Origin of the sequence: Pediococcus inopinatus, from assembly GCF_002982135.1 — a bacterium.
GTDB lineage: Bacteria > Bacillota > Bacilli > Lactobacillales > Lactobacillaceae > Pediococcus > Pediococcus inopinatus.
In genome coordinates, this window is sequence record NZ_CP019981.1 from 71,203 (window position 1) to 97,337 (window position 26,135).

Annotated in this window: 28 protein-coding genes and 1 pseudogene; 19 read left to right on the plus strand and 10 right to left on the minus strand. The window is 38.5% G+C overall.

The annotated features are described in order from the left end of the window. The first annotated feature begins 9 nt into the window (after positions 1 to 9). Positions 10 to 864, plus strand: a complete 855-nt coding sequence (gene ispE / locus PI20285_RS00335; RefSeq protein WP_057774246.1) for a 4-(cytidine 5'-diphospho)-2-C-methyl-D-erythritol kinase — start codon at positions 10 to 12, stop codon at positions 862 to 864. A 40-nt stretch (positions 865 to 904) separates the two neighbouring features. On the opposite strand, the gene PI20285_RS00340 is transcribed toward ispE, so the two are convergent. From PI20285_RS00340 to trhA, 3 genes are all read right to left on the minus strand, one after another. Then, complete coding sequence (locus PI20285_RS00340) at positions 905 to 1,099, minus strand: hypothetical protein (RefSeq protein WP_057774243.1); 195 nt, start codon at positions 1,097 to 1,099, stop codon at positions 905 to 907. Positions 1,100 to 1,221: 122 nt separating this feature from the next. Next, on the minus strand, positions 1,222 to 1,470 hold the full coding sequence (locus tag PI20285_RS00345; protein ID WP_057774240.1) for a hypothetical protein: 249 nt from the start codon (positions 1,468 to 1,470) through the stop codon (positions 1,222 to 1,224). A 27-nt stretch (positions 1,471 to 1,497) separates the two neighbouring features. Next, positions 1,498 to 2,160, minus strand: coding sequence for a PAQR family membrane homeostasis protein TrhA (gene trhA / locus PI20285_RS00350; RefSeq protein ID WP_057774237.1), 663 nt, complete (start codon positions 2,158 to 2,160; stop codon positions 1,498 to 1,500). A 238-nt stretch (positions 2,161 to 2,398) separates the two neighbouring features. Between trhA and PI20285_RS00355 the strand changes: the two genes are divergently transcribed. The 13 genes and pseudogenes from PI20285_RS00355 to PI20285_RS00415 all read left to right on the plus strand — a co-directional run bounded on the left by PI20285_RS00355 (position 2,399) and on the right by PI20285_RS00415 (position 14,874). After that, complete coding sequence (locus PI20285_RS00355; protein ID WP_057774234.1) at positions 2,399 to 2,911, plus strand: TetR/AcrR family transcriptional regulator; 513 nt, start codon at positions 2,399 to 2,401, stop codon at positions 2,909 to 2,911. Between the two features lie 199 nt (positions 2,912 to 3,110). Continuing rightward, the gene (locus tag PI20285_RS00360; protein WP_057774230.1) at positions 3,111 to 3,596 is read left to right on the plus strand and encodes a DUF2798 domain-containing protein; all 486 of its coding nucleotides are present in this window, start codon (positions 3,111 to 3,113) and stop codon (positions 3,594 to 3,596) included. Between the two features lie 179 nt (positions 3,597 to 3,775). Continuing rightward, positions 3,776 to 4,626: pseudogene (locus tag PI20285_RS00365) on the plus strand (PRD domain-containing protein). Between the two features lie 21 nt (positions 4,627 to 4,647). Further along, positions 4,648 to 5,001 (plus strand): PTS lactose/cellobiose transporter subunit IIA, encoded by a 354-nt coding sequence (locus PI20285_RS00370; protein ID WP_057774227.1) that lies wholly within the window; start codon positions 4,648 to 4,650, stop codon positions 4,999 to 5,001. A 21-nt stretch (positions 5,002 to 5,022) separates the two neighbouring features. Further along, the gene (locus PI20285_RS00375; RefSeq protein ID WP_057774224.1) at positions 5,023 to 6,771 is read left to right on the plus strand and encodes a PTS lactose transporter subunit IIBC; all 1,749 of its coding nucleotides are present in this window, start codon (positions 5,023 to 5,025) and stop codon (positions 6,769 to 6,771) included. 15 nt (positions 6,772 to 6,786) lie between these two features. Then, positions 6,787 to 8,202 carry a 6-phospho-beta-galactosidase gene (gene lacG, locus PI20285_RS00380; protein ID WP_057774222.1) on the plus strand — a complete coding sequence of 472 codons (1,416 nt, stop codon included), beginning with the start codon at positions 6,787 to 6,789 and terminating at the stop codon, positions 8,200 to 8,202. 192 nt (positions 8,203 to 8,394) lie between these two features. Further along, positions 8,395 to 8,961, plus strand: a complete 567-nt coding sequence (locus PI20285_RS00385) for a histidine phosphatase family protein (RefSeq protein ID WP_057774220.1) — start codon at positions 8,395 to 8,397, stop codon at positions 8,959 to 8,961. A gap of 101 nt (positions 8,962 to 9,062) precedes the next feature. Continuing rightward, on the plus strand, positions 9,063 to 9,527 hold the full coding sequence (locus PI20285_RS00390) for a universal stress protein (RefSeq protein WP_057774218.1): 465 nt from the start codon (positions 9,063 to 9,065) through the stop codon (positions 9,525 to 9,527). A gap of 112 nt (positions 9,528 to 9,639) precedes the next feature. After that, a complete protein-coding gene (locus tag PI20285_RS00395; protein WP_057774216.1) occupies positions 9,640 to 9,876 on the plus strand; it encodes a hypothetical protein in 237 nt (78 codons plus the stop codon). A 106-nt stretch (positions 9,877 to 9,982) separates the two neighbouring features. Then, a complete protein-coding gene (locus PI20285_RS00400) occupies positions 9,983 to 11,173 on the plus strand; it encodes a galactokinase (RefSeq protein WP_057774214.1) in 1,191 nt (396 codons plus the stop codon). Between the two features lie 6 nt (positions 11,174 to 11,179). Further along, complete coding sequence (locus tag PI20285_RS00405) at positions 11,180 to 12,649, plus strand: UDP-glucose--hexose-1-phosphate uridylyltransferase (RefSeq protein ID WP_057774212.1); 1,470 nt, start codon at positions 11,180 to 11,182, stop codon at positions 12,647 to 12,649. Positions 12,650 to 12,791: 142 nt separating this feature from the next. Then, entirely contained in the window at positions 12,792 to 13,241 is a 450-nt protein-coding gene (locus tag PI20285_RS00410; protein ID WP_057774210.1) for a universal stress protein, read from the plus strand. Positions 13,242 to 13,338: 97 nt separating this feature from the next. Further along, entirely contained in the window at positions 13,339 to 14,874 is a 1,536-nt protein-coding gene (locus tag PI20285_RS00415) for a multicopper oxidase family protein (protein WP_057774208.1), read from the plus strand. A gap of 77 nt (positions 14,875 to 14,951) precedes the next feature. Here PI20285_RS00415 and PI20285_RS00420 read toward each other — a convergent pair whose 3' ends face one another. Genes PI20285_RS00420 through trpX form a run of 3 tightly spaced genes read right to left on the minus strand, consistent with a single transcriptional unit; the run spans position 14,952 to position 17,624 of the window. Continuing rightward, positions 14,952 to 15,716 carry an ABC transporter ATP-binding protein gene (locus PI20285_RS00420; protein WP_057774206.1) on the minus strand — a complete coding sequence of 255 codons (765 nt, stop codon included), beginning with the start codon at positions 15,714 to 15,716 and terminating at the stop codon, positions 14,952 to 14,954. Further along, a complete protein-coding gene (locus PI20285_RS00425; protein WP_057774203.1) occupies positions 15,709 to 16,635 on the minus strand; it encodes an ABC transporter permease in 927 nt (308 codons plus the stop codon). The genes PI20285_RS00420 and PI20285_RS00425 overlap by 8 nt, the downstream gene beginning before the upstream one ends. Continuing rightward, positions 16,632 to 17,624 carry a tryptophan ABC transporter substrate-binding protein gene (trpX, locus tag PI20285_RS00430; protein WP_057774201.1) on the minus strand — a complete coding sequence of 331 codons (993 nt, stop codon included), beginning with the start codon at positions 17,622 to 17,624 and terminating at the stop codon, positions 16,632 to 16,634. Before trpX ends, PI20285_RS00425 begins: the two co-directional genes overlap by 4 nt. Before the next feature lie 595 nt (positions 17,625 to 18,219). On the opposite strand from trpX, the gene abc-f reads away from it, so the two are divergent. Both abc-f and PI20285_RS00440 read left to right on the plus strand, forming a co-directional pair. Continuing rightward, the gene (gene abc-f, locus PI20285_RS00435; RefSeq protein WP_057774199.1) at positions 18,220 to 19,728 is read left to right on the plus strand and encodes a ribosomal protection-like ABC-F family protein; all 1,509 of its coding nucleotides are present in this window, start codon (positions 18,220 to 18,222) and stop codon (positions 19,726 to 19,728) included. Positions 19,729 to 19,845: 117 nt separating this feature from the next. Beyond that, entirely contained in the window at positions 19,846 to 20,157 is a 312-nt protein-coding gene (locus PI20285_RS00440; protein WP_057774197.1) for a hypothetical protein, read from the plus strand. A 54-nt stretch (positions 20,158 to 20,211) separates the two neighbouring features. On the opposite strand, the gene PI20285_RS11565 is transcribed toward PI20285_RS00440, so the two are convergent. Genes PI20285_RS11565 through PI20285_RS00450 form a run of 3 tightly spaced genes read right to left on the minus strand, consistent with a single transcriptional unit; the run spans position 20,212 to position 23,155 of the window. Continuing rightward, a complete protein-coding gene (locus PI20285_RS11565) occupies positions 20,212 to 20,388 on the minus strand; it encodes a hypothetical protein (protein ID WP_156406527.1) in 177 nt (58 codons plus the stop codon). 11 nt (positions 20,389 to 20,399) lie between these two features. Continuing rightward, positions 20,400 to 21,755 carry a PTS sugar transporter subunit IIC gene (locus PI20285_RS00445; RefSeq protein WP_057774195.1) on the minus strand — a complete coding sequence of 452 codons (1,356 nt, stop codon included), beginning with the start codon at positions 21,753 to 21,755 and terminating at the stop codon, positions 20,400 to 20,402. Positions 21,756 to 21,781: 26 nt separating this feature from the next. Next, on the minus strand, positions 21,782 to 23,155 hold the full coding sequence (locus PI20285_RS00450) for a glycoside hydrolase family 1 protein (protein ID WP_063696593.1): 1,374 nt from the start codon (positions 23,153 to 23,155) through the stop codon (positions 21,782 to 21,784). Positions 23,156 to 23,353: 198 nt separating this feature from the next. Between PI20285_RS00450 and PI20285_RS00455 the strand changes: the two genes are divergently transcribed. Continuing rightward, the gene (locus PI20285_RS00455) at positions 23,354 to 24,070 is read left to right on the plus strand and encodes a GntR family transcriptional regulator (protein WP_057775005.1); all 717 of its coding nucleotides are present in this window, start codon (positions 23,354 to 23,356) and stop codon (positions 24,068 to 24,070) included. Between the two features lie 52 nt (positions 24,071 to 24,122). Here PI20285_RS00455 and PI20285_RS00460 read toward each other — a convergent pair whose 3' ends face one another. Then, positions 24,123 to 24,827: a GntR family transcriptional regulator gene (locus PI20285_RS00460; RefSeq protein WP_057775003.1), complete on the minus strand. Its 705-nt coding sequence runs from the start codon at positions 24,825 to 24,827 to the stop codon at positions 24,123 to 24,125. Positions 24,828 to 25,256: 429 nt separating this feature from the next. Here PI20285_RS00460 and PI20285_RS00465 point away from each other — a divergent pair, with 429 nt between their 5' ends. Both PI20285_RS00465 and PI20285_RS00470 read left to right on the plus strand, forming a co-directional pair. Next, a complete protein-coding gene (locus tag PI20285_RS00465) occupies positions 25,257 to 25,571 on the plus strand; it encodes a PTS sugar transporter subunit IIB (protein ID WP_057775000.1) in 315 nt (104 codons plus the stop codon). A gap of 133 nt (positions 25,572 to 25,704) precedes the next feature. Continuing rightward, on the plus strand, positions 25,705 to 26,061 hold the full coding sequence (locus PI20285_RS00470; protein WP_057774997.1) for a PTS lactose/cellobiose transporter subunit IIA: 357 nt from the start codon (positions 25,705 to 25,707) through the stop codon (positions 26,059 to 26,061). The last annotated feature ends 74 nt before the right edge of the window (positions 26,062 to 26,135 follow it).

Genomic DNA, 26,135 nt, shown 5'->3' on the forward strand with positions numbered 1-26,135 from the left:
GGTGATTAAATGGAGACAACGGAAAAGGCCCCAGCCAAACTCAACTTGTTTTTGGATACACCTTATAATCACTCGGATGGACTTCAAGAATGGAATATGGTCATGACGTCGGTCGATCTGGCTGATTATGTGAAGATAGAGACCAAGCCTGGTAAACGCGCCATTAGCGTGCATACGGATACAGGCTTTTTACCTAATGACAGTCGTAACCTTGCCTATCAAGCCGCTAAACTGCTTCAACAGGAGTTTCATGTGCAGGCAGGCGCTAAGATTCGGATTAAGAAAAATATTCCGGTCGCGGCTGGTATGGGTGGTGGTTCTTCAGATGCAGCCGCCGTGTTGCGTGGATTGAATAATTTATGGAATTTGGGTATTTCGCGTGAGCAGCTAGCCAAGCTAGGCCTGCGAATTGATTCGGATGTTCCATATTGTGTATACAGTCAAACCGCCTATGTGTACGGGAAGGGCGAAAAAGTGCAACTGTTACGCCAATTACCAGCGATGTATTTTGTGATTGCTAAACCAAAATTAAGTGTTTCGACACCTAAAATTTTGCGCCAAATTGATCACAAAAGTTTAAACCATTTGGAAATCGATGGGATTTTAGCAGGAATTAAACAAAATGATTTTGCGGAAATCTGTGCTAATGTGGGCAATGTTTTAGAACCCATCACAGGGCAGTTGCATCCGCAAATTCTCCAACTAAAAGATCGGATGTTACGATATGGTGCTGATGCGGCTCAGATGAGTGGTACTGGGCCAACGGTATTTGGAATTTGTCACAAAGAAAGTCGGGCCCAGCATTTAGTGAATAGTTTAAAGGGATTTTGTCCTGAGGTGTATCTAGTGAGGCCGTTAAATTAAAAAATAGAGAGTCACCAAAATTTGGTGAACTCTCTATTTTTTAAAGTAATGCAGCAACACCCAGACCAATCAGGAGTAGGCCGAAAAATATGCTGTACCAAAGGGCAAACGGCATAAAAACAGATGTACCAGCTGTCATCTTTACTCGTAATGTTTTCCAACTGGTATATACGTTGTAAAACTGAAACAAACCAATTAAAATACTCACAGTACCAATTAAGATACGCGTAATCATTATAATCGCCTTCATTCAAATTTACGAAACTTAAAACTCTTATTGGGTAGTCTGACATTACAAGCATAGTGTAGCATGGTCTATTAGTTTTAGAAAACGCTTACATAAGGCCTACATGTAACTTAATAAAAGTTTCTAAACATCAAAAATAATAAGCCAGTTCCAATCAAAATGACCAGCAACATCAATAAAAGATTACGACGACTATAATGTTTCGATAAATACATCGAGCCACCGGCTAAACTGAGACTGACGGCAACTAGTCCAAAAATTAAAGGTAATGGAAAGCCAAATTTATACAGAAAATAAGCCATTACAACATATCCAAGAAGATATTGAATCAGTAAAAATTTATTATTTGGTCGTTTCATGTGAGTCCTCCGTTGTGGATGATTATCTTAAATATACAACAAAATGGAGAAATACATGAGTGTGGCGCCTACTAAGACCAAGACGTGCCACCAAACATGGACGTATTTGACATGAGGTATGTTATAAATTAATCCGCCTAGCGAAAAGGCAACTCCACCAGCAACCAGTAGGGAAAGACCGATTAATCCAAGGCTTTCATAGAGCGGTTTAGCACCTACCATACACAGCCAACCCATCAAAACGTAGATTAGCGTTTCAACTTTTTTGAATTTACCAACGGCAAAAAATTGAAAAATAATACCACCAATTGCGAGAAGCCAAATAACGATACAAAGGCCGATACCAAGCCGCCCACGAATGGCCAACAAACAATAAGGTGTGTAGGTTCCGGCAATTAAAAAATTAATACTGTCATGATCGAGAATCTGGAAGACATGACTAGCTTTCGTGAAATATAAACTATGAAACATGGTGGAGGAGAAGAATAGAACCAACAAACTGGCTCCATAAATCGCATAGGCAACTAAATCGAGTGGTTTCCCAAGCCCCATTGCTTTAATAAGTAATAAAATTGTGCCGACGATACTCAAAATGAATCCAAAACCATGAGTAATTGCACTCCAGATTTCGTTTAACAATTGGGCGTGCCGGATTGATAGAGTTTGTTTAGTTGTTAAAGTTGATTTCATTGGTCATCCTCTCTTTCAACTAGATATTATATACCAATGATCTAGTATTTAAAACTAGATGAAGCCAAAAACTGCAAATTACTTAATTTTAAGGGAAAATGGTATGATACTAAGAAGGGTGTTTTGAAATGCGGTCGGCTGCTACTATGTAGTGAGTGAGATTTTAATAAGTAACGCCAGCGACCTGCAGCACTCGCGTTAGGTGTATTTAAAGAGAGAAATAGTAAAGAGGGAAATCATGGCAAAGCGTGTGAACACCAAGCAAAAAATCGTGATGGCGTTGTTCGAATTAATGCGAACACGCTCTGTTGATGAAGTGACAGTAAGCGATATTTGTAAACAAGCCTCAGTTTCGAGGATGTCTTATTATCGGAGCTTTAAATCAAAACAACAAATTCTAGAATATCAATTTGACGAGGTGTTTCAAGAGTTCTTTAGTTACCTGCAAGTGATGAACAATCATGATTTAACGGCATTTTTGGATGCGTTTTTTACTGTGATGCGACGTCATCAAGGGACCGTAAATGTGTTAATTCAAGCAGATTTGACCCCGATTATTTTGGATAAACTACAATTCTATATTACTGACCTGATTGATAAAGGTGTTTTAACAATCCGTGATCGAACTTCAAAAATGTGGATTGCGTTTGTTGCCGGCGGATTAACCCAAATGATTGTTAGATGGGATAAAGACCAAATGGTAGAGTCAAATGAGGAAATGGTTATGATCGCCCGTAAGTTTTTAAGGTAGTATATGGAAAGTGAATTGATTTTCAATTCTTTTCAAAAAACACTAGAAATTTTCAATCTGTATTTGATACAATGAAATAGATAGAGCTCATACTGCGTATAATTGATCAGCGTATGTTTTTTTTATAAAAAACATGCGCTGATTTTTTGTGCTTTTAAGGGCTAATCTGGTAAGTTTTAAAAAATTAGAAGGATTTTAGATGTTATTTAGAATGAAGTTACCACAGAACAAGAAAGAAACGGTTTTATTTATGTTTTTAATTTCTGCAATCTCGGTGAATATTATTGCCCCTGTGATCACAGGGTTTGAAATTGGATTTAGTTGGCAGACCTGGCGTCAGGTTTTGACAATTATTCCATTTATGTGGATAACTGTTTTGGTAATTGTGATTTTCACACAGCAGCCAGCTGGGTGGTTGACGGGGAAAATTGTAGCTCAAGAAGATAGTTTTGCGGCTCATATGGTGATTAATGGGATGTGTTCGGTATTATTAATCTCAATTTTTATGACTGTTTTAGGAACATGGATCGGAAGTCAACAAATTAGCTGGGCACCAATTCAGCAATTCTTCGTAAAATGGCCACGTAATTTTGCGATTGCTTTAGCTGTGGAACTATTGATTGCGCAGCCGATTGCTCGAGAGGCTATGCAGATTATTCATAAGCATTCAAGCGTGGTAGTATAAGCTTTGCATTGAAAATAGGAAATTTTATTTAATAAAGCGTTTACATTTAAGAAATCATATGATATAGTAATCACGGATAAAGTTTTTGTGGATCGTTACTAATTAGATTAGGCGTGACCACAAGCAATGCAACTCATTGCTTGTGGTCATTTTTTTTCAAAAAAGAGGATGTGATAAAAATGTTGACTATCGTTCAGATTTTTAATAACAATGTAGCTTTGGTTAAGCTAAATGATAATCGACAGGCAATCGTAAAGGGAAAAGGAATTGTTTTTCAAAAGAAAAAAGGACAAGGTGTTGATGTTGAAAAAGTAGAAAAGATCTTTTATCTGGAGACCGCGGAATCTAGAGAAAATTTATATTTTCTGCTTAAAGATATTCCCATCGATATTGTGACTACCACATATGAGATAGTCGACGTGCACAGAAAGCATTTGATTTTCCAGTACTTGATTATGTATATATAACGCTAAGTGATCATATTTACGGTGTTTATAAACGACTTCAAGCAGACAACTATACTGAAAGTCTTGTGCCTGATATGCACACAGAATATCCGACTGAATATGCTATTGGTGAAAAAGCAGTAGAAATTATATCCAATAATTTGCACATTCAGTTACCACATAGTGAAGCAAAGAGTATTGCTTTACATTTCATCAATGCAAAAGGCACACCGGGAGCCGATAAACTTGATGAATCACTGACTATGAGTGTAAACGACATTGTTCAAGACATTTTGAACCAAAATCATATTCTACGTACTAAAGAAAATGGCAATTATTATGATCGATTAATGGTTCATCTTCAATATTTGGTGGATCGACTCAACCAATCTGAAGTACATGGTTCGGCATTTACAAAATCTTTAGAAAAAAGTCTAGAAAAATCTTATCCAAATTCAACACAGATTGCAGAAGAAATTTATGACAATCTGCAAAAACAATTATCTGCAACACTTAGTGATAACGAAAAACTATATTTTATTATTCATATACAGAGACTAATTAATGAACAGGCTCAAGAATAAACAGTTATGGAGGAAAGTATTATGGCAACAAGAGAAGAAGTATCAATGGTTGGTTTTGCAATCGTCGCATATGCAGGAGATGCAAAAACGGCGCTGATTAAAGCGCTCAATGAAGCACGCGATGGTAACTTTGAAAAAGCACGCGCATTACTTAAAGAATCCAATCAATCCATCGTTGACGCTCATAACGAGCAAACACAGCTTTTAAGTAAAGAAGCTGGTGGTGATGATATGGACGTGACATTCATTATGGTTCATGGACAGGATACATTGATGACCACGATGATGTTGAAAGACGAAGTTCAATACTTTATTGATGAATATGAACGAATTGATGTTATCGAAAAGAAATTAGGAATCGAAAAATCGAAATAAATTAATGTAGGAGGTTATCTCATGAATTGGATTGTTAAACAAATTGAGAAAGCTCAACCATTTTTTAGAAAACTGTCTGCAAATATCTATCTTCAGGCGGTTCGTGATGGGTTTATCTCATTAATGCCAATTATTATTTTCTCAAGTATTTTTATTCTAGTAGCAAATGTACCAAACATTTGGGGCTTTTACTGGCCAACAAATGTAGGTAATAACTTAAATAGATTTTATAATTATTCAATGGGTGTTTTATCGTTAATGGCCGCAGCAAACGTTGCACGAGCCTTAACACGTAATTTAAATGTTCGGTTACCAAAAATTGATCAGATTCCAGAAGCTGCCGTTATGTTTGGTGCTCAAATCAGTTTCTTATTGGTTGCTGTTGACCCATTTACAAACAAAGCAGGAGAGCTTTTCTTTAACACTGCTTTCATGGGTACTAAAGGTTTAATTTGTGCTTTCTTAGTTGCATTTATTGTACCTAACATTTACTTTTTCTGTTTTAAACATCATATTACAATTAAGTTACCTGATGCGGTCCCACAAAATATTTCATCTGCATTTACAAATATTATTCCATTCGCATTTGCCAGCTTCTTCTTCTGGATATTTGATATTGTATTCAGAGCATTAACAAGTGCAAACTTAGCGGCTTGGATTATTCAAGTTCTCTCTCCATTATTTACAGCTGCTGATGGATACTTTGGATTAGCAATTGTATATGGATCAATGGCCTTCTTCTGGTTTATCGGAATTCAAGGACCATCAATTGTTGAACCAGCTGTTACAGCTATCTATTTAACTAACGTTGAAGCTAACTTAAAATTATTTCAGGCTGGTGGACACGCAACAAATATCCTTGCACAAGGAACCCAGTATTTCGTTGCTACCCTTGGAGGTACTGGTGCTACTTTAGTAATTACTTATATGTTTGCATTATTTGCGAAATCGAAAGAACTAAAGGCTGTTGGACGAGCCTCGGCAATTCCAGTTTCCTTCGGTGTTAATGAACCGATTTTGTTCGGTGCTCCTTTGATTTTGAACCCAGTATTTTTCTTACCATTCATTTTGACACCAATTTTTAACGTTTGGTTGTTCAAATTCTTTGTTGATTTCTTTGGTATGAATGGATTTGTTTATAACTTACCTTGGACAACACCAGGTCCAATTGGATTATACATGGGTGTTGGTTTCTCAATTCAAGCTTTAATCTTAATTGTGGCCTTGTTAGCAATGGATGTCGTTTGTTACTATCCATTCTTTAAAGCCTATGATTCACAAAAAGTTGCTGAAGAAGCAGCAACTGATGCAGAAAATGCTGCAAAAGGCATTTCTGCAACAACTGTTGAAGCACCTATTGAAGTTGACAGTGGTGAAATTCCAGTTAGCATGACAAAAGATAAAAAGAATCTAAATATTATGGTTATCTGTGCCGGTGGTGGTACTAGTGGTATTTTGGCCAATGCTTTAAATAAAATGGCCAAAGAAAAAGAGTTACCTGTTGAAGCAGCTGCTGCAGCGTACGGTGCTCATGGTGACTTGTTACCTGACATGGATGTTGTTGTTTTGGCACCCCAAATGGATGCGATGCGTGATTCATTAAAACTAGAGACCGATAAAGCCAATGTCAAAATGATTACAACGACTGGTAAACAGTATATCGATCTAACAAGACATGCAGATAAGGCTTTGGAATTCATTGTCGGTAAATTAAAAGGCGAATCAGAGGATACTGAGAAACCTACACAGACTCCAACACCAACTGCTTAACACTAGGAGGTTAATATGTTAAATAGAGTAAAATCTTTACCAAAAAATTTCGTTTGGGGTGGTGCCACAGCTGCCTATCAAGTTGAAGGCGCAACCAAAGTCGATGGGAAAGGCAAGACTATGTGGGACGACTACTTGAAAGCGCAAGGTCGGTTCTCTCCTGATCCTGCAAGTGACTTTTATCATCGTTATCCAGAAGATGTAAAATTATCGCATAAGTATGGTTTAAATGCGATTCGAGTTTCCATTGCTTGGACACGGATCTTCCCAGATGGGTATGGTGAACCTAACCAAGCGGGTGTGAAATATTATCACGAATTATTCAAAACTTGTATCGAGAATGGTGTTACACCATATGTTTCATTACATCATTTTGATTCGCCAAAAACACTTTTTGACCAAGGCGATTGGTTAAATCGTAAAAATATTGATTACTTCGTGAAGTATGCTGAGTTCTGTTTTAAAGAATTTACTGAGGTAAAAAACTGGTTCACAATTAATGAATTAATTTCACTTTCTCTTTCTCAATATATTGCAGGAAACTTTCCGCCTAACCATCATTTTGATGTGACAAGTGCTATTCAAGCTCAGCACAATGAACTTTTAGCACATGCAAAGGCCGTTAATTTGTACAAATCATTGAATTTAGATGGTCGAATTGGGTTGATTCACGTTTTGCAGCCAATTTATCCAATTACTGAGACACCTGAAAATAAACATGCCGCTGCTTTATACGATGCGTTTATTAATCGATTTTTACTCGATGGGACTTTCCTTGGTGAATATTCCGATGAAACCATGAGCTTGATTAACGAAATTTTGGATAAAAATAACGCCAAACTTGATATTCAAGATGGTGATATGGATATCTTGAAAAAAGCTTCTACTCAAAATGACTATTTTGGGATGAATTATTATCAATCACAGTTTATTCAGGCTTACGACGGCCCAAGTGGTAATAAATTTAACGGAACTGGTGATAAGGATTCTTCATCCTTTAGTTTCCATGGTGTGGGACAGATTGTACAAAAACCAGGAGTTCCAACTACTGATTGGGATTGGAATATTTATCCAGAAGGTTTGTACGATATCTTGAAACGTGTTGCAAAAGAGTATCCTAACTCTAAAACTATTTATATTACTGAAAATGGTTTGGGCTATAAAGATAAATTTGTAAGTGAAGATCAAGTAATTGAAGATGAACCAAGAATTGATTACATTGATCAACACGTTGCAGCTTTATTGAAAGCTCGTAGTGAGGGCGTTGATGTTCAAGGATACTTCGTTTGGTCCTTACAAGATCAGTTTTCTTGGGCAAATGGGTACAATAAGCATTACGGATTATTTTATGTTGATTTCGACACTCAGAAACGATATGTCAAAAAGAGTGCGGAGTGGTTTAAAGAATTAGCGGATACGATGGATAAATAATGTCCTGAGATCTTAGTAGTTTCTCCTAAAAAAGCCTTAAACATCAAACGCCTGCTGGTCTGCAGGGCGCTTGTGCTTAAGACTTTTTTATTAAATATTAATACGTGCTTGAATTATTTGTAAATATCTGTTTGACTTAATTTATGAGTTGATAAGTAAAACGATTTCATGCTAAAAGAGGATGAGTAATCAATGGCGAAAACACTGTATTTAATGCGACATGGAGAAACACTTTTTAATGCACTTGGAAAAATTCAAGGTTGGTGTGATTCACCGCTTACGAAGACCGGTATTCAACAGGCTAAAGTTGCGGGTGAATACTTGGATAAATTACCAATTGATCATGCATATAGTTCAACATCAGAGCGCAGTTGCGACACAATTGAAATTGCCTTGAAGAATCGCATGCCCTATCAAAGGCTAAAAGGGCTGAAGGAAATGAATTTTGGTGTTTATGAGGGCGAGAGCGAAAAGCTCAATCCAACAATCCTTAAAGATTATGAAACTTTTTTCCTCCCTTTTGGGGGCGAATCATCCAAAGCGGTTGGTAAACGAATGCTAGAAACATTAACTGACATTATGGATAAGCCGGATCATCAAAATGTTTTGGCCGTTTCACATGCTGGTGCCTGTGTGAACTTCTTGGAAATGCTGCAGGACCCGACAGACGTTTTGAAGAGTGGATTTTCGAATTGTAGTATTTTTAAATTTACGTATGACCAACGGAAATTTAAATTAGTAGATGTGATTCGATTTTAAAACAGTTTAAAATTGCGTGTTTTTTTCTCAAATGGTAGCGCTACAGCCTCAGATTGACTATAATCAACTTAACAGATTAAAAGTATGAGAGGTGTAACCCGATGCAATATAAAAAAATTCTCGTTCCGGTTGATGGTTCGAAAAATGCTGAATTGGCAGTGACCAAAGCCGTGTTTACAGCTAAACGCAATCAAGCTCATTTAGACATTGTTTCAATAATTCAGACTAGCCGATTTTTAGATGTTTATGGTCATATGGGGTCAAATACAGATTATCTAGATATTACTTATCACCGAACGCAAGAATACGTAGAAATGTTGAGAGACACCATTAAGGAAAAATATGATTTTGATGATGTCTCGATTTCTGTGGAGTCCGGGAATGCTGGAAAGATCATTGCAAAGTTGGCTCCAGAAGAATTGCATAGTGATTTGATTATGATGGGAGCCACCGGTATGAATGCCATGCAGCGGACAATGATTGGTTCGGTTGCAGATTACGTTGTGCGGGTCGCCAACTGTGATGTTTTGCTGATACGAACAGATCTTAATAACAAATTAAGCTAAAACAAGGTTGCGATGCGTCTAAATGAAGTATCAGCAACCTGTTTTTATAATAATTAGTAGTTTAAAAATGGTATGATGAATATAACCTTAAAAAAGAAGAGGAGTTTATCAATTGACACAATTCGAATTCAAATTATCTTATGAAAATGGCCGCGTTGTCACATTTTACCGAGACTATGAAGGCCTTGAGGATGCTGAGAAAGATTTATTGGCCCATATGTCTTCTGGCTCAACAATTAAATTTAGCGAAAAAGGGTTAGTGGGGATGCTGTCATTTCGCGGGGCAATTAGCTATTTGATTACTGAAAAGAATCGCCCAAACGGTGTCGAAGCAATTACTTGGGAATAATTCAAATGGTGCTTCAAAGGGTGGATAATTAAGAAAAAGAAGCCGTCTTTGAAGCATTTTTATTTCACAAATTATGATAGCGCTTTAAAAACAAAGGAGTCTTATTATGAATACAGGAATTTCTACTCAAAATTTAGAAGGTGGCTTTGAAGCTGCGTTTAACAGTAATGCCGAGACCTATTATTTTGCCCCAGGACGCATTAATTTAATTGGGGAACATACAGATTATAATGGCGGCCGCGTTTTTCCATGTGCGATTAGTTTAGGGACTTATGCAGCAGTAAGCTCCCGGTCTGATAATGAATTCCATTTATATTCGGCCAATTTTGCTGATCAAGGGATGCAAGTATTAACGCTGGGAACGGATGAAATTCAAGAAAAAGTTGGAAATGTTTGGACGAATTATCCAAAGGGAATGCTGCGATATTTAATCGAAGCGGGAAACCAAATTACGCATGGGTTAAATGTGTACATAGAAGGTAATTTGCCTGACGGTGCGGGTTTGTCCTCGTCAGCATCCCTAGAAATGTTGTTTGGAAAAATTCTGCAAACAGAGTTTGATCTCCAGGTGGCCCCGATTGACATGGTGAAATTTGGTGTAAAAGTCGAAAATGAATTTATTGGTCTAAACTCAGGAATTATGGACCAGTTTGCCGTTGAAATGGGTAAAAAAGATAACGCGGTTTTGTTGGATACCAATACGCTTGAATATGAGCACGTACCACTTAAACTAGGTGAGTACGTCATCATCATTATGAACACCAACAAACGCCGTGAGCTGGCAGATTCTAAGTATAATGAACACCGGCGTGAATGTGATGAAGCTCTAGCTCAATTGCAAACCGGTATCGATATCCCCACCTTGGGAGCGCTAGATAAAGAAACGTTTGACGAATACAGTTATCTCATTCAAAGTGAACCACTGCTCAAGCGTGCACGTCATGCTGTGTTTGAAAATCAGCGAGTTGGTGAGGCCGTTACAGCGCTGCAAACGAAAGACCTGGCTAAATTTGGTCGGCTAGTTAACGCTTCTCATGTATCCCTTCAATATGATTTTGAAGTGACCGGTAAGGAGCTGGATACTTTGGTACATACTGCTTGGGAACAAGATGGTGTTTTAGGGGCCCGCATGATCGGTGGCGGTTATGGTGGTTGTGCCATTGCCCTGGTTCAAAAGCCTGCGGTTAAAACTTTCGAAGAGCGTGTAGGTCGCAATTACCAAGCCGTGATTGGATATGCGCCTGATTTCTATGTGGCCGAAATTGCGGATGGCCCCCAACAATTACAAAAGGAGTAAGGGCAGTTGGAAAATATCGTTGAAAATTTTGTGACCAAAGTTTTGGAGCAAGGACCCTACCAAGAGTTAGATCGGCAGTATCTCGTAAATCGGATCTACGCATTAGTGGGTGAAACTGATCCTCAGCTTGAAAAACATCCCAGTAATTTTTTGGAAATTCACGATGCTTTGATCGAGATGGCTATCCAAAATAAAAAAATTGAAGATAACCCTACAGAACGGGAAATATTAGGCGCTGATTTAATGAATTTTGCGACTCCCACACCGTCTCAAGTGAACGCCAAATTTTGGAATCTTTATCAAAAAAGTGCTTCAGCGGCCACAACTTACTTTTATCAGTTAAGCCAGCATAATGACTATATTAAAACTCGGGCGATAGCTAAAAATATTGAATTTCCGGTTGCAACAGATTATGGCAACCTAGAAATCACAATCAATCTATCCAAACCTGAAAAGGATCCGCGCGCAATTGCCCTAGCTCAAACGCAGCAATCAACTAGTTACCCACAATGCCAGTTATGTATGGAAAACGAGGGATATGAAGGCCACGTTGGGTATCTGGCCCGAGCTAATCATCGGATCGTTCGTTTGTTGCTAGATGGTGAAACATGGGGATTTCAATATTCACCATATGCGTATTTTGCGGAACACTGTATTTTCATTTCTGAAGCACATCGACCAATGCACATCGATCGATCGACGTTTCAAAACTTAGTGGCGCTCACGAAACTGTTTCCTGAATATTTTGTTGGGAGTAATGCTGATTTGCCAATTGTGGGAGGTTCGATGTTAAGCCATGATCACTATCAAGGCGGGAAACACAATTTTCCGATGGCCATGGCAAAAGTTGAAACATCTTTCAAATTGGGTGACTATCCTGACGTTCAGGCAGGAATTGTGAAATGGCCAATGTCAGTGATTCGCCTTGCAAGTGAAGATGAAGGCGAGTTAGTGAACGCTGCTACCCACATTCTCGATACATGGCGAAAGTATCGTGATCCAGACCGCCAAATTCAGTGTGAAACAGAGGGGATCAATCATCACACGATTACGCCGATTGTTCGAAAACGAGCAGGTCAATTTGAGATGGATTTAGTTTTACGAGATAATCAAACTTCCAAGCAGTATCCAGATGGAATCTTTCATCCTCATGCTGATGTGCAACACATCAAAAAAGAAAATATCGGTCTGATTGAAGTAATGGGTCGCGCAATTCTGCCGGCACGTTTAAAAACAGAGTTACAAGAAGTTCAACGTTATTTATTAGCGCAACCTAATCAAATGAAGGCATACCATAAGAATTGGGCTGACGAAGTGAAACAACGGCATACAATCACAGACACAAATGTCCAAGAAATTTTGAATCAAGAAGTTGGGCACGTCTTTTTAAGAGTGTTAGAAGATGCTGGGGTCTTTAAACGGACCAGTGATGGGCAAACTGGTTTTCTAAAATTTATTAAGGCAATCAATCGGTAATTAAGTAAACTAGAAAGTTTTAGGGCTGGTTCTCTAAAATTTTCTAGTTTTTTAATCGAATTGTAAGCCCTTTAGTCGTTGAAAAGGGAATTCAATGTTATAATTAGGGTATAAAATTTATAACCTATTGGGGGAATTCAAAATGAGTGCAAGTCACTTAGATCCAAAACGTTTTTCAAAAATTTTAGTTGGGGTTGATGATTCCCCAGATGCGCAGTTAGCGTTTCGATTTGCCATGAACCGGGCTAAACAAGACAAGGCTGAGCTCGATATTGTTTCGATTTTAGAAGAAGATGAAATCAATATTTACCAAGCTTTAAACAAAGACTATATTCAAAACAAGCGTGATGATTTGGAAAAGCACCTACAAGGGTATCGAAAGATTGCAGAAGATTTTGGCATTAAAAAAGTGGAAACCTTCACAGCTGAAGGAGACGCTGGAGAAACAATTGTCAAAGATGTCATTCCACATGTGGACCCAGATTTGTTGGTAATCGGGTCTTCTTCCAAAGCTGGGGTTGCCCGTTACTTTGGTAGCCAGGCTTCTTACATGGCTCAATACTCACCAATTTCGGTGTTAGTCATTCGATAAAAACTTCGTAGTTTAATTAGAGACGGGTTGAAATTGAGTGAGTGACAAGTTAGAATGATTCTAGAAACAAATAATTCTAAAAGAAGGCTTGAAAATAATGACAAAGCAAGTTTATGATGATTATTTTTTTGATGAACCAGCATGGAATACGCATGATGGTGGGTATGTGCCGCTTGAAGAATCGACGGCACCGCAACAAAAATTACGGGTACCGGCAATTTTAGAACCTGATAAGGAAACAGACACGGATATGTATTACACGGTGATCGCCGAAGAGGGTGAAACACAGCTCTTACCTGGGCCTAAGACGAAGACCTGGGGATATAATGGTGCCTTATTAGGAAAGACGATTGTTTTTAAGCGCGGCAAAAAAATTCATATCACGTTAAAAAATGACCTTCATGAACTAACGACTTTTCATTGGCATGGTCTTAATGTGCCAGGGCCTTACATTGATGGCGGTTGTCATGCGCCAGTTTATCCGGGTGAATCTAGTGACATTGAATTCGTATGTGATCAACCGGCGGCAACGCTTTGGCTACATGCCCATCCTTGCCCATCGACCGCACAACAGGTTTGGCATGGCCTTGCAACACCGGTTGTAGTGACTGATGATGTTGAAGCAAAACTACCATTGCCTAGAAACTACGGCGTTGATGATTTTCCCATTGTGCTCCAAGACCGTAATTTCCATGAAGACAATCAGTGGAATTATCAAGCAGATTACGATCCCGATGGCGTTCAAGGAAAAACTGCCATGATTAACGGTACAATTAATCCATACATCGATGTCACAACACAGCGGGTGCGTTTGCGTGTGTTAGATGGCGCTAATCGCCGAGAATTTCGTTTACACTTTAATGATGGACTGGAATTTGCCCAAGTGGCTTCTGATGGTGGCATTATGCCAAAACCCGTTTACTTTAAAAAAGTCATGATTACTTGTGCTGAACGAGATGAGTTCATCGTTAATTTTGAAGGCTATCATGATGGCGATGAAGTGGCTTTGATGTCCGATGATGTGCCTTTAGTTCGTTTCCGGATTCATAGCTTTGCCAAAGATGATACCAAACTACCTGAGCGTTTGATTGATGACCCCGAACTCCCTGTAACACCTGGGACTGACGTTCGCCATGTAGTAATGTCTGGCATGGATGAAGAAGTGGCGATTGATGGTAAGAAGTTTGAGATGCAACGAATTGATGCTCGGCAAAAAGTTGGGGATGTGGTGGTCTGGGACATCACCAATACTAACGATATGGTGGGTGGCATGATTCATCCGTTCCATATTCACGGAACCCAGTTTTTAGTTGTTTCTCGAAATGGTCACGCTCCTTATGCGAATGAACATGGGTGGAAAGATACGGTTAGTGTTAATCCTGATGAGCATGTGCAGATCAAAGTGCGATTTGAGTATACTGGTGTTTACATGTATCACTGTCATATCATTGAACATGAAGATGGTGGCATGATGGCTCAAATTGAGTCGTTTGATCCAGAACATCCAAAGACTTATAAATTAATGGACATGGATACCTTGATGAATGCATTTGCCAAGGAAAACAATGTTGATACCAAAGATTTATGGTTGGGTGGCATGGAATCTTACGATAAAATGGGTATGAAGATGTAAGATTCTTATAACAGAATACTAAAAAAGTGGTTGTTCACCTTTAATCGGGAACAACCACTTTTTAATTAGAAACATTTTTAAATTTCAAAATATTTGTATAAATCATCGATCGTCAGTTTTTGTTTTTCGTCACCAGACACATCGATTTTAATTTGACCTTTATCTAACACGATTAAACGATTGCCATATTTCAAGGCGTCTTCTAAGTGATGAGTGATCATCAAACAGGTCAGCTTATCTTCACGAATCCGATCGTCAGTGGCCTGTAATAATTCCTGACTAGTTTTGGGATCCAATGCGGCTGTGTGTTCGTCCAATAGTAGGATATCTGGCCGTTTAATAGTAGCCATTAAGAAGCTCAAAGCCTGTCGTTGCCCGCCAGACAGTTCACCAGCGGGGGTGTTTAAACGATTGCTTAAATCATTTTCCATCGTTCCGGTGATTTCTCGAAAATGGGGCATTTGTCGTTTTAATCCGCGGAACACCAGTCCACGTCGCGCACCGCGTTTTTCAGCAAGCAGCAAGTTTTCAGAAACTGTCATCCGGGGGGCAGTCCCTAGTTTTGGATCTTGGAAAACCCGACTTAAGAAGCGGGTCCGTTTTTCTTCAGACAGACGCGTGATATCTTTCTCGTTGACCAGAATGTGACCGTCATCGACTGCTAAGTTCCCACCAATGGTATTAAAAAGGGTGGATTTTCCGGCCCCGTTGGAACCCAGAATCGTGATGAAATCGCCAGGGTACACTTTTAAATTAATTCCCCGCAGAATCTTTTGTTCATCAGGAGTATGCCGATTGACATAGGTGGTGACATTTTGAAGTTCTAAAATTGGATTAGTCATGATTACGCACCTTCTTATCTGGGAGTGGCGTCTTTACGCTGTTTTTGATTAAATTGTCTAAATGGAGCGCCTTACGCAGCATTGGCAACATCAGGCAGATGGCCAATACGATTGAAGAAATTAGGTTCAAATCGTTTGTACTGAAGCCGAGCTGTAAGACGATCAATAAAACGAAGCGGTATAAAATACTGCCACAAATCACGGCGATCAAACGTTGATTCATCGATAAATTACCAAACACAACTTCGCCAATAATAATGGAAGCTAGGCCGATGACGATGATCCCAATTCCCATGTTCACATCTGCATAACCATCACTCTGAGCTACGAGGGCACCAGATAAGGCAATGAGTCCATTGGATACCATTAAACCCATGATCTTCATGCTGTCAATGTGAATTCCAAGCGACTTTGCCATAGTTTCATTATCGCCAGTTGCGATGAATGATTGGCCTAAATCAGTTTGGAGAAACATACCAAGAATAACGGTGACGATGATCACAATGATTAGACCAAGCGTGACACTGTCGAAGTACTTTGGTAGTGATTCTAGAAAATGATTCGTAAATAAACTTTGTTTGCCGAGTAGTGAAATATTAGAAGTCCCCATGATTCGTAAGTTAATTGAATAACATGCGGTCATGACCAAAATACCAGCTAGTAAGATGGGGATGCGACCTTTGGTATAAAGTAAACCAGTTACTAAGCCGGCGATCATACCCACGATAATGGCTAACAATGTCGCTAAAATGGGAGACATACCGTGACTAATCGCGGCAACACAGACCGCAGCGCCCATTGGAAAAGTGCCTTCAACGGTCATATCAGGGAAGTCAAGAATCCGAAAAGTTAGAAACAATCCGATTCCTAAGATACCCCAGAGAAATCCTTGTCCAATTGCTGATGTTATTAAGCTCATTTGAATACCTCTCCCTTCGTTTCGGCGGTTTTAATTAGAGAATCGGGAATGTGAATGCCGAGTTTTTTGGCTTGCTTAAGATTGATGGTCAGTTCCCCATGTTTGACAAACTGAATGGGTGTCGAAGCGGGTTTCTGGCCCTTTAAGATCTTGCCAGCCATTTGCCCGGTCATCACACCAAGCTTGTATTGGTTCACACTGTAGGTTGCGACACCGCCTTGTTTAACCATGGAGTCAACAGCTGGGAAGACAGGGATCTTGGCGTTGTTCGCATTTTTAACAAGTGTCTGCATCGCACCGGCAATCGTGTTGTCGGTTGGCACGTAAACTGCGTCCACATTTTGCAACATTGTTTGAGAAACCTGATTTAAATCATTTGAATTGGAAATTGAGTAAGCTTTTAAGGTTAAGTTTTCTTCGGCACAGAGCTTTTTGAAAAGTTTGTATTGTGTCACGGCCGAATTATCACTAGAGGTGTAGATGATTCCTAATGTCTTCATATTTGGCATTAACTTTCGAATCAAGTCCAGTTGTTCTTTTAAAGGGGCTTGATCAGAAACACCGGTGATATTGCCACCGGGATGTGATTCGTTCTTCACTAATCCGGCGCCTTTAGGATCAGTTACCGCACCTAAAACGATTGGTGTTTTGGTTGTAACATCAGCTAAGGATTGTGAAGAGGGAGTTGTAATCCCGATCATCAGGTCGGCATTTTCGTTTTCAAACTTCTCACTCATTGATTTCAAGTTGCTCTGGTTACCCTGCGCATATTGATAATCAATTTTGACCGTTTTGCCTTTGACGAATCCTTCAGATTTCAAACCGGCAATGGTTCCTTTTTGAATCTGGGTTAAAGCTGGTTGATTCATCAGTTGCAGAATCCCAACGGTTGGAATTTTAGGCTTAGCGGTTTGTTTAGCGTTTCCTTGAAAAAATGCGAAACCAAGAAAAATAAATATTGCTGCAATAAATGTAATTAAACGTTTCATATCCTCGACTCCTTTATATTTTGCACATGGGATTGAAATTTTTGAGAAAGAAAAAAAGAACAATCCCATTGCAGGATTGTTCTTAATAAATCGAAACAAAACCCACATGAATATTATAATCCATGCGGGCTTTTTTCTACGTCAAAATTAGCCGGCACAGATACGATCTGTATGCATCCAGGTCGTATCTTGCCAAAAGACAAACTACAACCTAATTACCGGCTTTGCCAACGATTATTAAGTTGTGTGTATGTCTTTGTCATGTGTCTAGCCAACTTTCTTTATTAATTAATTATGAGTATAGATATCTTTTTAGCGGGTGTCAAGCTAGTTTTTGAACTTTCTTTATTAAATGCGGATTAGATAAATTGAAACTATGGACCATATTTGCGAATCATGCTATACTTTAGAAAAATTTTAAAGTGAGGGATCTGCCGTTGAGAAATTAAGCCAATTCTGTTGAATCTGTGAGTAAACCTGTCATAGGGGGTGCTCTGCAGTTTTTCAGGATCAGCTATTTTTTCTTGATGAGCAGGTCTTTTTGTATGCTCATTTTAGCTAGTCTTGAAAAAAGCTAGAAATATGAGGTACCTGTATGTCTAAAATTGAAATTAAAAATCTAACGTTTGGCTATGAAAGCCAAGGAAACCTGTTGTTCGATCACGTTAACTTGAATCTGGATAGCAACTGGAAATTAGGGCTAATTGGGCGCAATGGGCGCGGTAAAACGACTTTTTTGAAGTTGTTGCAAAATCAGTTAGGCTATCAAGGAAAAATAAGTTCTAATTTAGCGTTTGATTATTTTCCGCAACCCATCGCTAATCCTAAGCAGCTGACGTTTTATGTGCTAAATGATTTGGGTGTGGACGAGCAGTGGCAAGTGGAACGCGAGTTGAGTTTGTTGGGAACCGACCCAGATATTTTGTGGCGTGAATTTACCGGTTTATCTGGTGGTGAACAAACTAAAGTGCTTTTAGCCAGCTTGTTTACGCAGGGAGTTAATTTTCCACTGATTGATGAGCCGACGAATCATTTGGATATCAAAGCCCGTGATCAAGTGGCAGCTTATTTGCAGCAAAAGAAGCAAGGATTCATTGTGATTAGTCACGATCGCCATTTTGTAAATCAGGTGGTTGATCACACCCTATCGATTGAGAAGTCCAATATTTTAATGTATCAAGGAAACTTTGCTGTCTACGAAGAACAGAAAAAGTTATCAGATCTCCATGAAGAAATGGAAAATACAAAACTTAAAAAAAGTATCAGTCGGCTCAAACAAACCGCGGCCGAAAAAGCCGAATGGTCACGATCTAAAGAAGGGGAAAAACTCGGCAATCCCCATAAGAAGGGGAGCGGAGCAGTGTATGATACGGGTGCGATTGGCGCACGGGCCGCACGGACTATGAAACGATCGCTGACCTTGAAAAAGCATATGGAAAATGATATTCAATCAAAAGAAAAGTTGTTGAAAAATATTGAATACATTGACCCATTAACCATGAACTTTCAGCCTAGTTATCATGAACGTTTGCTAACTTTAAAAGGGGTTTCACTTCGTTATCAGGACGCCAAACAGCCGTTATTTAAGCCGATTTCGTTTGATCTAAAAAAAGGAAATCGAATCGGCATTGTGGGTCCAAATGGATCCGGCAAATCAACTTTAATTCACGCGCTATTAGGTAATTTTTTGGGTCAGATTAGTGGTGAAATTGAGCAACCAAAGCATTTGCAGATAAGTTATGTGCGGCAATCCTATGAAGATAATCAAGGAACCCTTCAGGAGTTTGCTGAACAGCACCATTTGGATTATCAAGAATTCTTGAATAATTTGCATAAATTGGGATTGGAACGCAATGTGTTTACCACCAAAATCGAGCACATGAGTATGGGCCAACAGAAAAAGGTGGAACTAGCAAAATCGTTGTCGGTCCCAGCAGAATTATACTTGTGGGATGAGCCGTTAAATTATTTAGATATCTATAATCAAGAACAGTTAGAAACGCTGATTACCTCGGTGAAACCTTCGATGATAATTATCGAACATGACCGCGAGTTTATTGAACATGTGACGACTGGTGTGGTGGAATTGAAAACGTCAAATTAGTTTGTAAATTTGTTGAATTAAAAGCCGAAAACAGATACAAAATATGTTAAAATTAGTTTATGCGGATATACTTAAAAATAAAAAGTATAGACAACTAGTTAAAAAGGAGATTCGCATATGGCTCATTTAATTTATACGGTTTTGTTAACAGTTTTTGGATTACTTTGTATTTTTATCCCCCTGTGGTTATTGATGAGAGCCAACAAGTCGATCTCAATGAAGGTTGAACCGACAGATGATGACTCTAAGATTTTTTACACCTATGTCTGGTTTTACGAGACAGGAAAACTGAGTGTTTTAAATGGGGATGCCTATCAAGTCGGAAAACAGGTTCAAGCTACCAATGCGGGAAAATATATCATTAAAAAAGTGAACAAAGAGATTTTGTTTATGGGAATGCAGCGAAAATATGAATTTGTTTTAGATTAGAATTTTTGCTCAATCAAAAAGGTGTTTCGCTTAATTGCGAAACACCTTTTAAATTTACTTTGATTTTTGATCTTTAAGTTTCCAAACCTTATAGAGATCGTAACTGAATAGAATAAAGATGGCAATGGTACTAATAGTTGTGATGGTTAGTCCAAAGGATACGAGATCCACAATGGAAAGAACTAACATAAGTAAAGCACCAATAAAACTAAAAATTAATTTTCCGTTCATATTACCACGACCTAAGCATTTTGTTGTTCAGCTTGAACTTGTGCAACTCGTTCGCTAATCTTCATAAATGGTAAGTAAAGGAAAACACCAAGGATGATTATGAAGAGTTGTACTAATGGTGCTCGCCAATCACCGGCCGTTGAAAGATAAGGACCAATTAGTGGTGGCGTTGTCCAAGGAACCAAAACGACTGTTCTTCGTACCCAACCAGCTGCAGTTGCCGCGTATCCGATGATACTACCAATTGTTGGGAATAAAACGAATGGGATCATCAATGGTAAGTTAAAGACAATTGGATAACCAAAAATCATTGGTTCGTTAATGTTAAATAATCCAGGAGCTAATGATAAGTTAGCAACTTGTCGAGACGATTTAACTTTACTGAAAATTAAAATAGCAATAATTAATGAAATTGTACTACCTGAACCACCAATCAATGTGTAACTACTTACAAATGATGTGGTGATGATATTTGGAATATGTGCAAATGAATGTGAATGAGCGTATGCGGTCATATTGGCATTCATGTTGATTAAAACTAGTGGATCCATTAAAGTTCCTGAAATAACAGTTTGATGGATACCAAGTGTAAACAGGAAGTTAGCTACTGTGTAAATGACACAGAATCCAACGATATTAGTATTAAATCTACGTAATGGCTCTTGAATCCACGTTTTGATTAAGTTAATCAAATCGGCATTGAAGAGACCTGCTAATAATGCGGCAATAAGAGCAAAGATTGACATTAAAATTAAAGCAGGGAGTAACACACTGAATGATGACGAAACTGCAGGTGGTACGTTTTCCCCTAAATGAATCTGTAAACTCTTGTAACTAGATAATTTGATGAAAAGACCTGTGGCCAAAAGACCAACAATAATCCCACCAAACATTCCTTGTGTCCCAGCATTAAGGTAACTAATTCCGCCAGTAACCGTAGCCATTTTGGCACCACCTGAAGCAACAGTGCCTAAAGCAATATTTCCTGGCATCATAATCATTAAACAAGCTAATGACATGGCAGACGCAGCAATTGGATTATCAAACCCTTTGTTTTTAGCTAAGGCATAACCAATCATGGGGGCTACTAACAAACCGGCAACGTTTAAAGTACCATTATTAATCGCATTACCAAACACCTGTACTTTTGCTAATGTGTCTCCATGGAATATCCAAGTAAACACGGTGTTATTGAGCAACACTCCTAGTCCGGCAATGATGAACACTGGCAAAATAACTGCGAACGCATCACGCAAGGAACGGAGATAAACCCAATTACCAACTTTTACATATATTTCGGTAAATTTGGCAATGAAACCAGAGTTTTCAAGTTTGTCGCTTGTACTCTTGTTGTTATCTTCACTCATAAATTTTTCCTCCTTTGTTAAACAATTTAATTAAGATCGTTTCCATTTGAAGCAATAACTTTTTTGAACCAACCGTAACTCTTCTTTGGAATTCGTTTCATGTCACGTAAATCATGATTGCCACGATTGACGTAAACCATGCCGTAACGTTTTTCCATATTTCCAGAAGAGCTTGGAATGTCAATCAATCCCCAACCAAGATAACCAATTACAGGCACGCCGTCTTCAAACATGGCATCTTTCATGGCCTGAATATGGGCACGATGGTAATCAATCCGATAATCATCCTGAATTTCATGACCATCATAAGTTTCCCGAACACCAATGCCATTTTCGATTGGAAACATTGGAATTCCATAACTGTTATACGTTTTTGTGAGAATATCACGGAAACCAAGTGGATCAATTGACCAACCCCATTCTGAAACTTTCAAGAATGGATTTTCTTTGCCACCAGCGTCGAGATAATAATTTGGGAGGGTATTATCTGGGACGATTGTGCTGCTGATTGTGGAACTTTGATAATAGCTAAATGCGATAAAATCACTCGATAATTGATCAAAAACAGCTTGGTCTTCTTTGGTGAAGTCCATATTGATATTATGATTTTTCACGAAAGTAAGGACTTCATTTGAATAGTGACCAGTTGCAAAAACGTCTAACAAATTGCGATTCAAGAATTCATCAATCTGACGAGCATACTGCACATCTTTGGGTAGGGATGAGGCTGGATAAACTTCGCTGTACGCAAGCATTCCACCAATTAAGTCATCTGTTTGTTTATGTAGATAATTTGCAACACCTGCATGAGCCAACATAACGTGATGTGAAATTTGATAAAGTTCATCATCCGTTCGATCACCTTTCAGGTAACCAGCAATCCGAAATGCTTCTGAAGTTGAATATAAATTCTGTTCATTGAAGGTAATCCAATATTTAACCCGGTCGCCGAAACAATCAACCATCTTTTTACCAAATCTGATGAATGCATCCACGACATGACGGTCTAAAAAGCCATTGTATTTTTCAGCGAGATGAAGCGGCATATCAAAATGATAAAGACAAATCATTGGTTCAATATGGCGTGCCAACAATTCGTTAATCAAATTGTCATAAAATTTGATACCCTCTTCGTTAAACTCACCGTCGCCATCGGGATTTACCCGACTCCAACCAATTTGAAATCTGTAGCAATTCATTCCTTGATTGGCCATGAGGTCTAAATCTTCAGGATAGTTATGGTAGTCATCGACTGCGACTTTCCAATCTGAAGAATTTTCGGTAGCAGGGAATGTATCATAAACGGATTTTCCACGTCCGCCTTCGTTATAACCTCCTTCCGTTTGCATACTTGAGACTGAGTTTCCCCAAAGGAAACCCTTGGGCATTTCTTTTGACATATACCTATCTCCACCTTTCTTGAATCCGGTTTCATTATATAACCATCTTAATAACTATGTAAAGTCTTTTATTTAAAAAGTATATACATTTGTTTAGATTGATTAGTTGCAGATCCTGTAAGACTTGAAGTAAACAGTATGAAACAAAGGCTTAAAAGGGTAAAATAGAACTAATAAGAGATGCGAGGAAAAATAAAAATGTATAAATATCAAGAGATATCTGAAAAAATTCGCGAAAAAATTATAAATGGCAATTTTAAAGCGGGCGGTTTACTGCCAGATCAAAATCAGCTAGCCAAAGATTTTGATACAACTCGAATTACGATTCGAAAAGCAATTCAAGCCTTAATTATTGAGGGGATTGTTTATACAAAGCGGGGTGCGGGGACCTTTGTCCGTAAGGATTATTTACAAAATCTGGATGATATGGGTAACGCAATCGATAAACCACTTGGCACAACGCATACGCATCCTAATAAAAAAGTGCTAAGCAAGGTGCTAGATTTGGACGCCCGTTTGCCAAACAAAGAAGAACAAGCTAAGTTGATGATTACGGCAACGGAACCGGTGTATGTGATTGAGCGGGTTCGCTATATTGATAATGCCGCTTATAGTTACGAGCACACGATCATGCCGACCTCAATTGCGCAAATTACTAAAGAAATCTTGGAAGGCTCGGTTTACGGTTATTTAACGAACGAATGTCATTTAACAATCTCAGGTTCTCATCGAATTGTGAAAGCCGATCGGGCAACGCAAAGAGACGTGGAAGCATTGGGAGTGAAAAAAGATGAACCAGTCTTAGTTATTGAGCAGGTTAGTTATCTTGAAGACGGAGAACCTTTTGAATTTTCTCAATCGCGGTTTCCATACCAAACAAGCCAGGTAACGGCAGATATTGATTTGAATAATTAATTTAAGACAAAAAATAAAGCTTCCTCAAATTTTGAGGAGGCTTTATTTATAATTATGAATTTCCCGATTGATTAGCTGCGTGAAAATAAAAGCTAAGGTTTGGATAAACGTAAATCGTTTGTGAAAAATTGAAAAGAACATCATTTTTATAATAGTTGGATTGCTGTAATACCATACAAGCGGTTTTTGGTTTAAGTCCAAGTAGGTTGGCCTGTTCACTGGTTAGGGCATCTTGAGATAAATATTGATCGCTGTTGTTAATTCGAATGTCATACTTTTTTGCAATATAATCAAAGATTGAATGGTTGATACTTACTAGGGTTAGGGTAGGCACCTCACTTTTTACATAGTATGCATATTCCAAACTGTAAAGTTGTTTGTCGATATAACGAAGACGAATAATGCGATGTAGTGCTGCGCCATTTAGGACCCCAAACTCTTTGGCTAAAGCTTCGTCCGCATGAATTTCATCAAAAGTAACGATTTTTGAAGTCATTTCTTTATGATAGCGGGTCCGGCTAGTTCCCATAGTCAAATTGACAACCGTGTGTTTGGCTTGACTAATATCATTTACGAAGTAGCCACTTCCTTGAACACGGCGGACCAATCCCTTTTGAGCGACAATATCAATTGCCTTCCGGATGGTGTTCCGGCTCACATTATAGCGTTCCATTAACTGATGTTCAGTAGGAAGCTCTTGACTGAAGAGCTTATTTTCAATTGAGTGGATCAAATCGTCTGCAATATCATGATACATTGAAGGTTACCTCCTATCCTACATAATTTGAATAAAACGTGAGCAAAAGCTGTTGGTCGTTTTGCTAAAGTTTAAACTAGGCCAATTTGTACCCACCTATGCCATCACTAATTGTAATGAAAACGGTTTAATAGTCAACCTCTTTTATAAGAAAAGAACATATTATTTACAATAAGAACATGTTTTCCCTTTGAAAGGCTGATTTTAAGGGGATTTAAATTAAATGAATAGAGAACAAATTATATTCAGTTTTTAAAAATAAAAATTATTTTTCCTTGATACAGAAGGGGATAGCAAGGTTATTTAAAAAAAAGTGATAATCAGGCTTGTAAAATTTGTACCTACGAGTTACAATTCAGTTGTAATGAAAGCGGTTTTACATGCAACCGCTTAAATAAAAAATAAGACAAAATTCTAGGAGTGATTATTATGGCAGAAAAAACGATTATGTTAGTTTGTGCAGCAGGTATGTCAACAAGTCTTTTGGTATCAAAAATGCAAAAGGCAGCAGAAAAAGAGGGCGTTGATGCAGAAATTTTTGCAACAGCAGCTTCAGATGCTAATAACAAGTTGGAAGAAAAACATCCAGATATCTTAATGCTTGGACCCCAGGTTCGTTATATGGAAAGCAACTTCAAGAGCAAGTTAGATATTCCGGTTGAAGTAATCAACATGCAAGATTATGGCATGATGAATGGCGAAAAGGTTTTGGCAGAAGCATTTAAGACGATTGGCGTAAAATAAGAGCGCTGGAAGAGGTGGAGAAATCCGCCTCTGTAAACACGCTTCAAACCCCAAACGTCCACATATTTTTGAAAGCGGAAACAGAAATTGCTTCCGTTTTTACATAACATAAGAAAGAGATGGATTAACTATCATGGCTGAAGAAAAGAAAGCAACAGAAGAACAAGAACAGAACTTAGAAGCAATCATGGGTTTGATTATGAATGGTGGGAATGCAAAGAGCTCATCGTTTGAAGCAATCCATGCCGCAAAAACTGGTGATTTTGAAACAGCAGATGCTAAGTTAAAAGAAGCTGACGGTTTCTTGACAGAAGCCCACAATTCTCAAACGGGAATGTTAACTGATGAAGCTAATGGGATTCATGCCAAGGTTACGTTGTTAACAGTTCATTCACAAGATCACATTATGAATGCCATCACATTCCGTGATTTAGCTGGAGAAATTGTTGATTTATACAAACGTCTTGATGGCGCTAAAGTTGAAGATTAGTTAAACAAAAGAGGCAGCCAATGATGTTTCATTTGGGTGCCTTTCTTTTGTACAAATATTAAAATGAGGTGCAT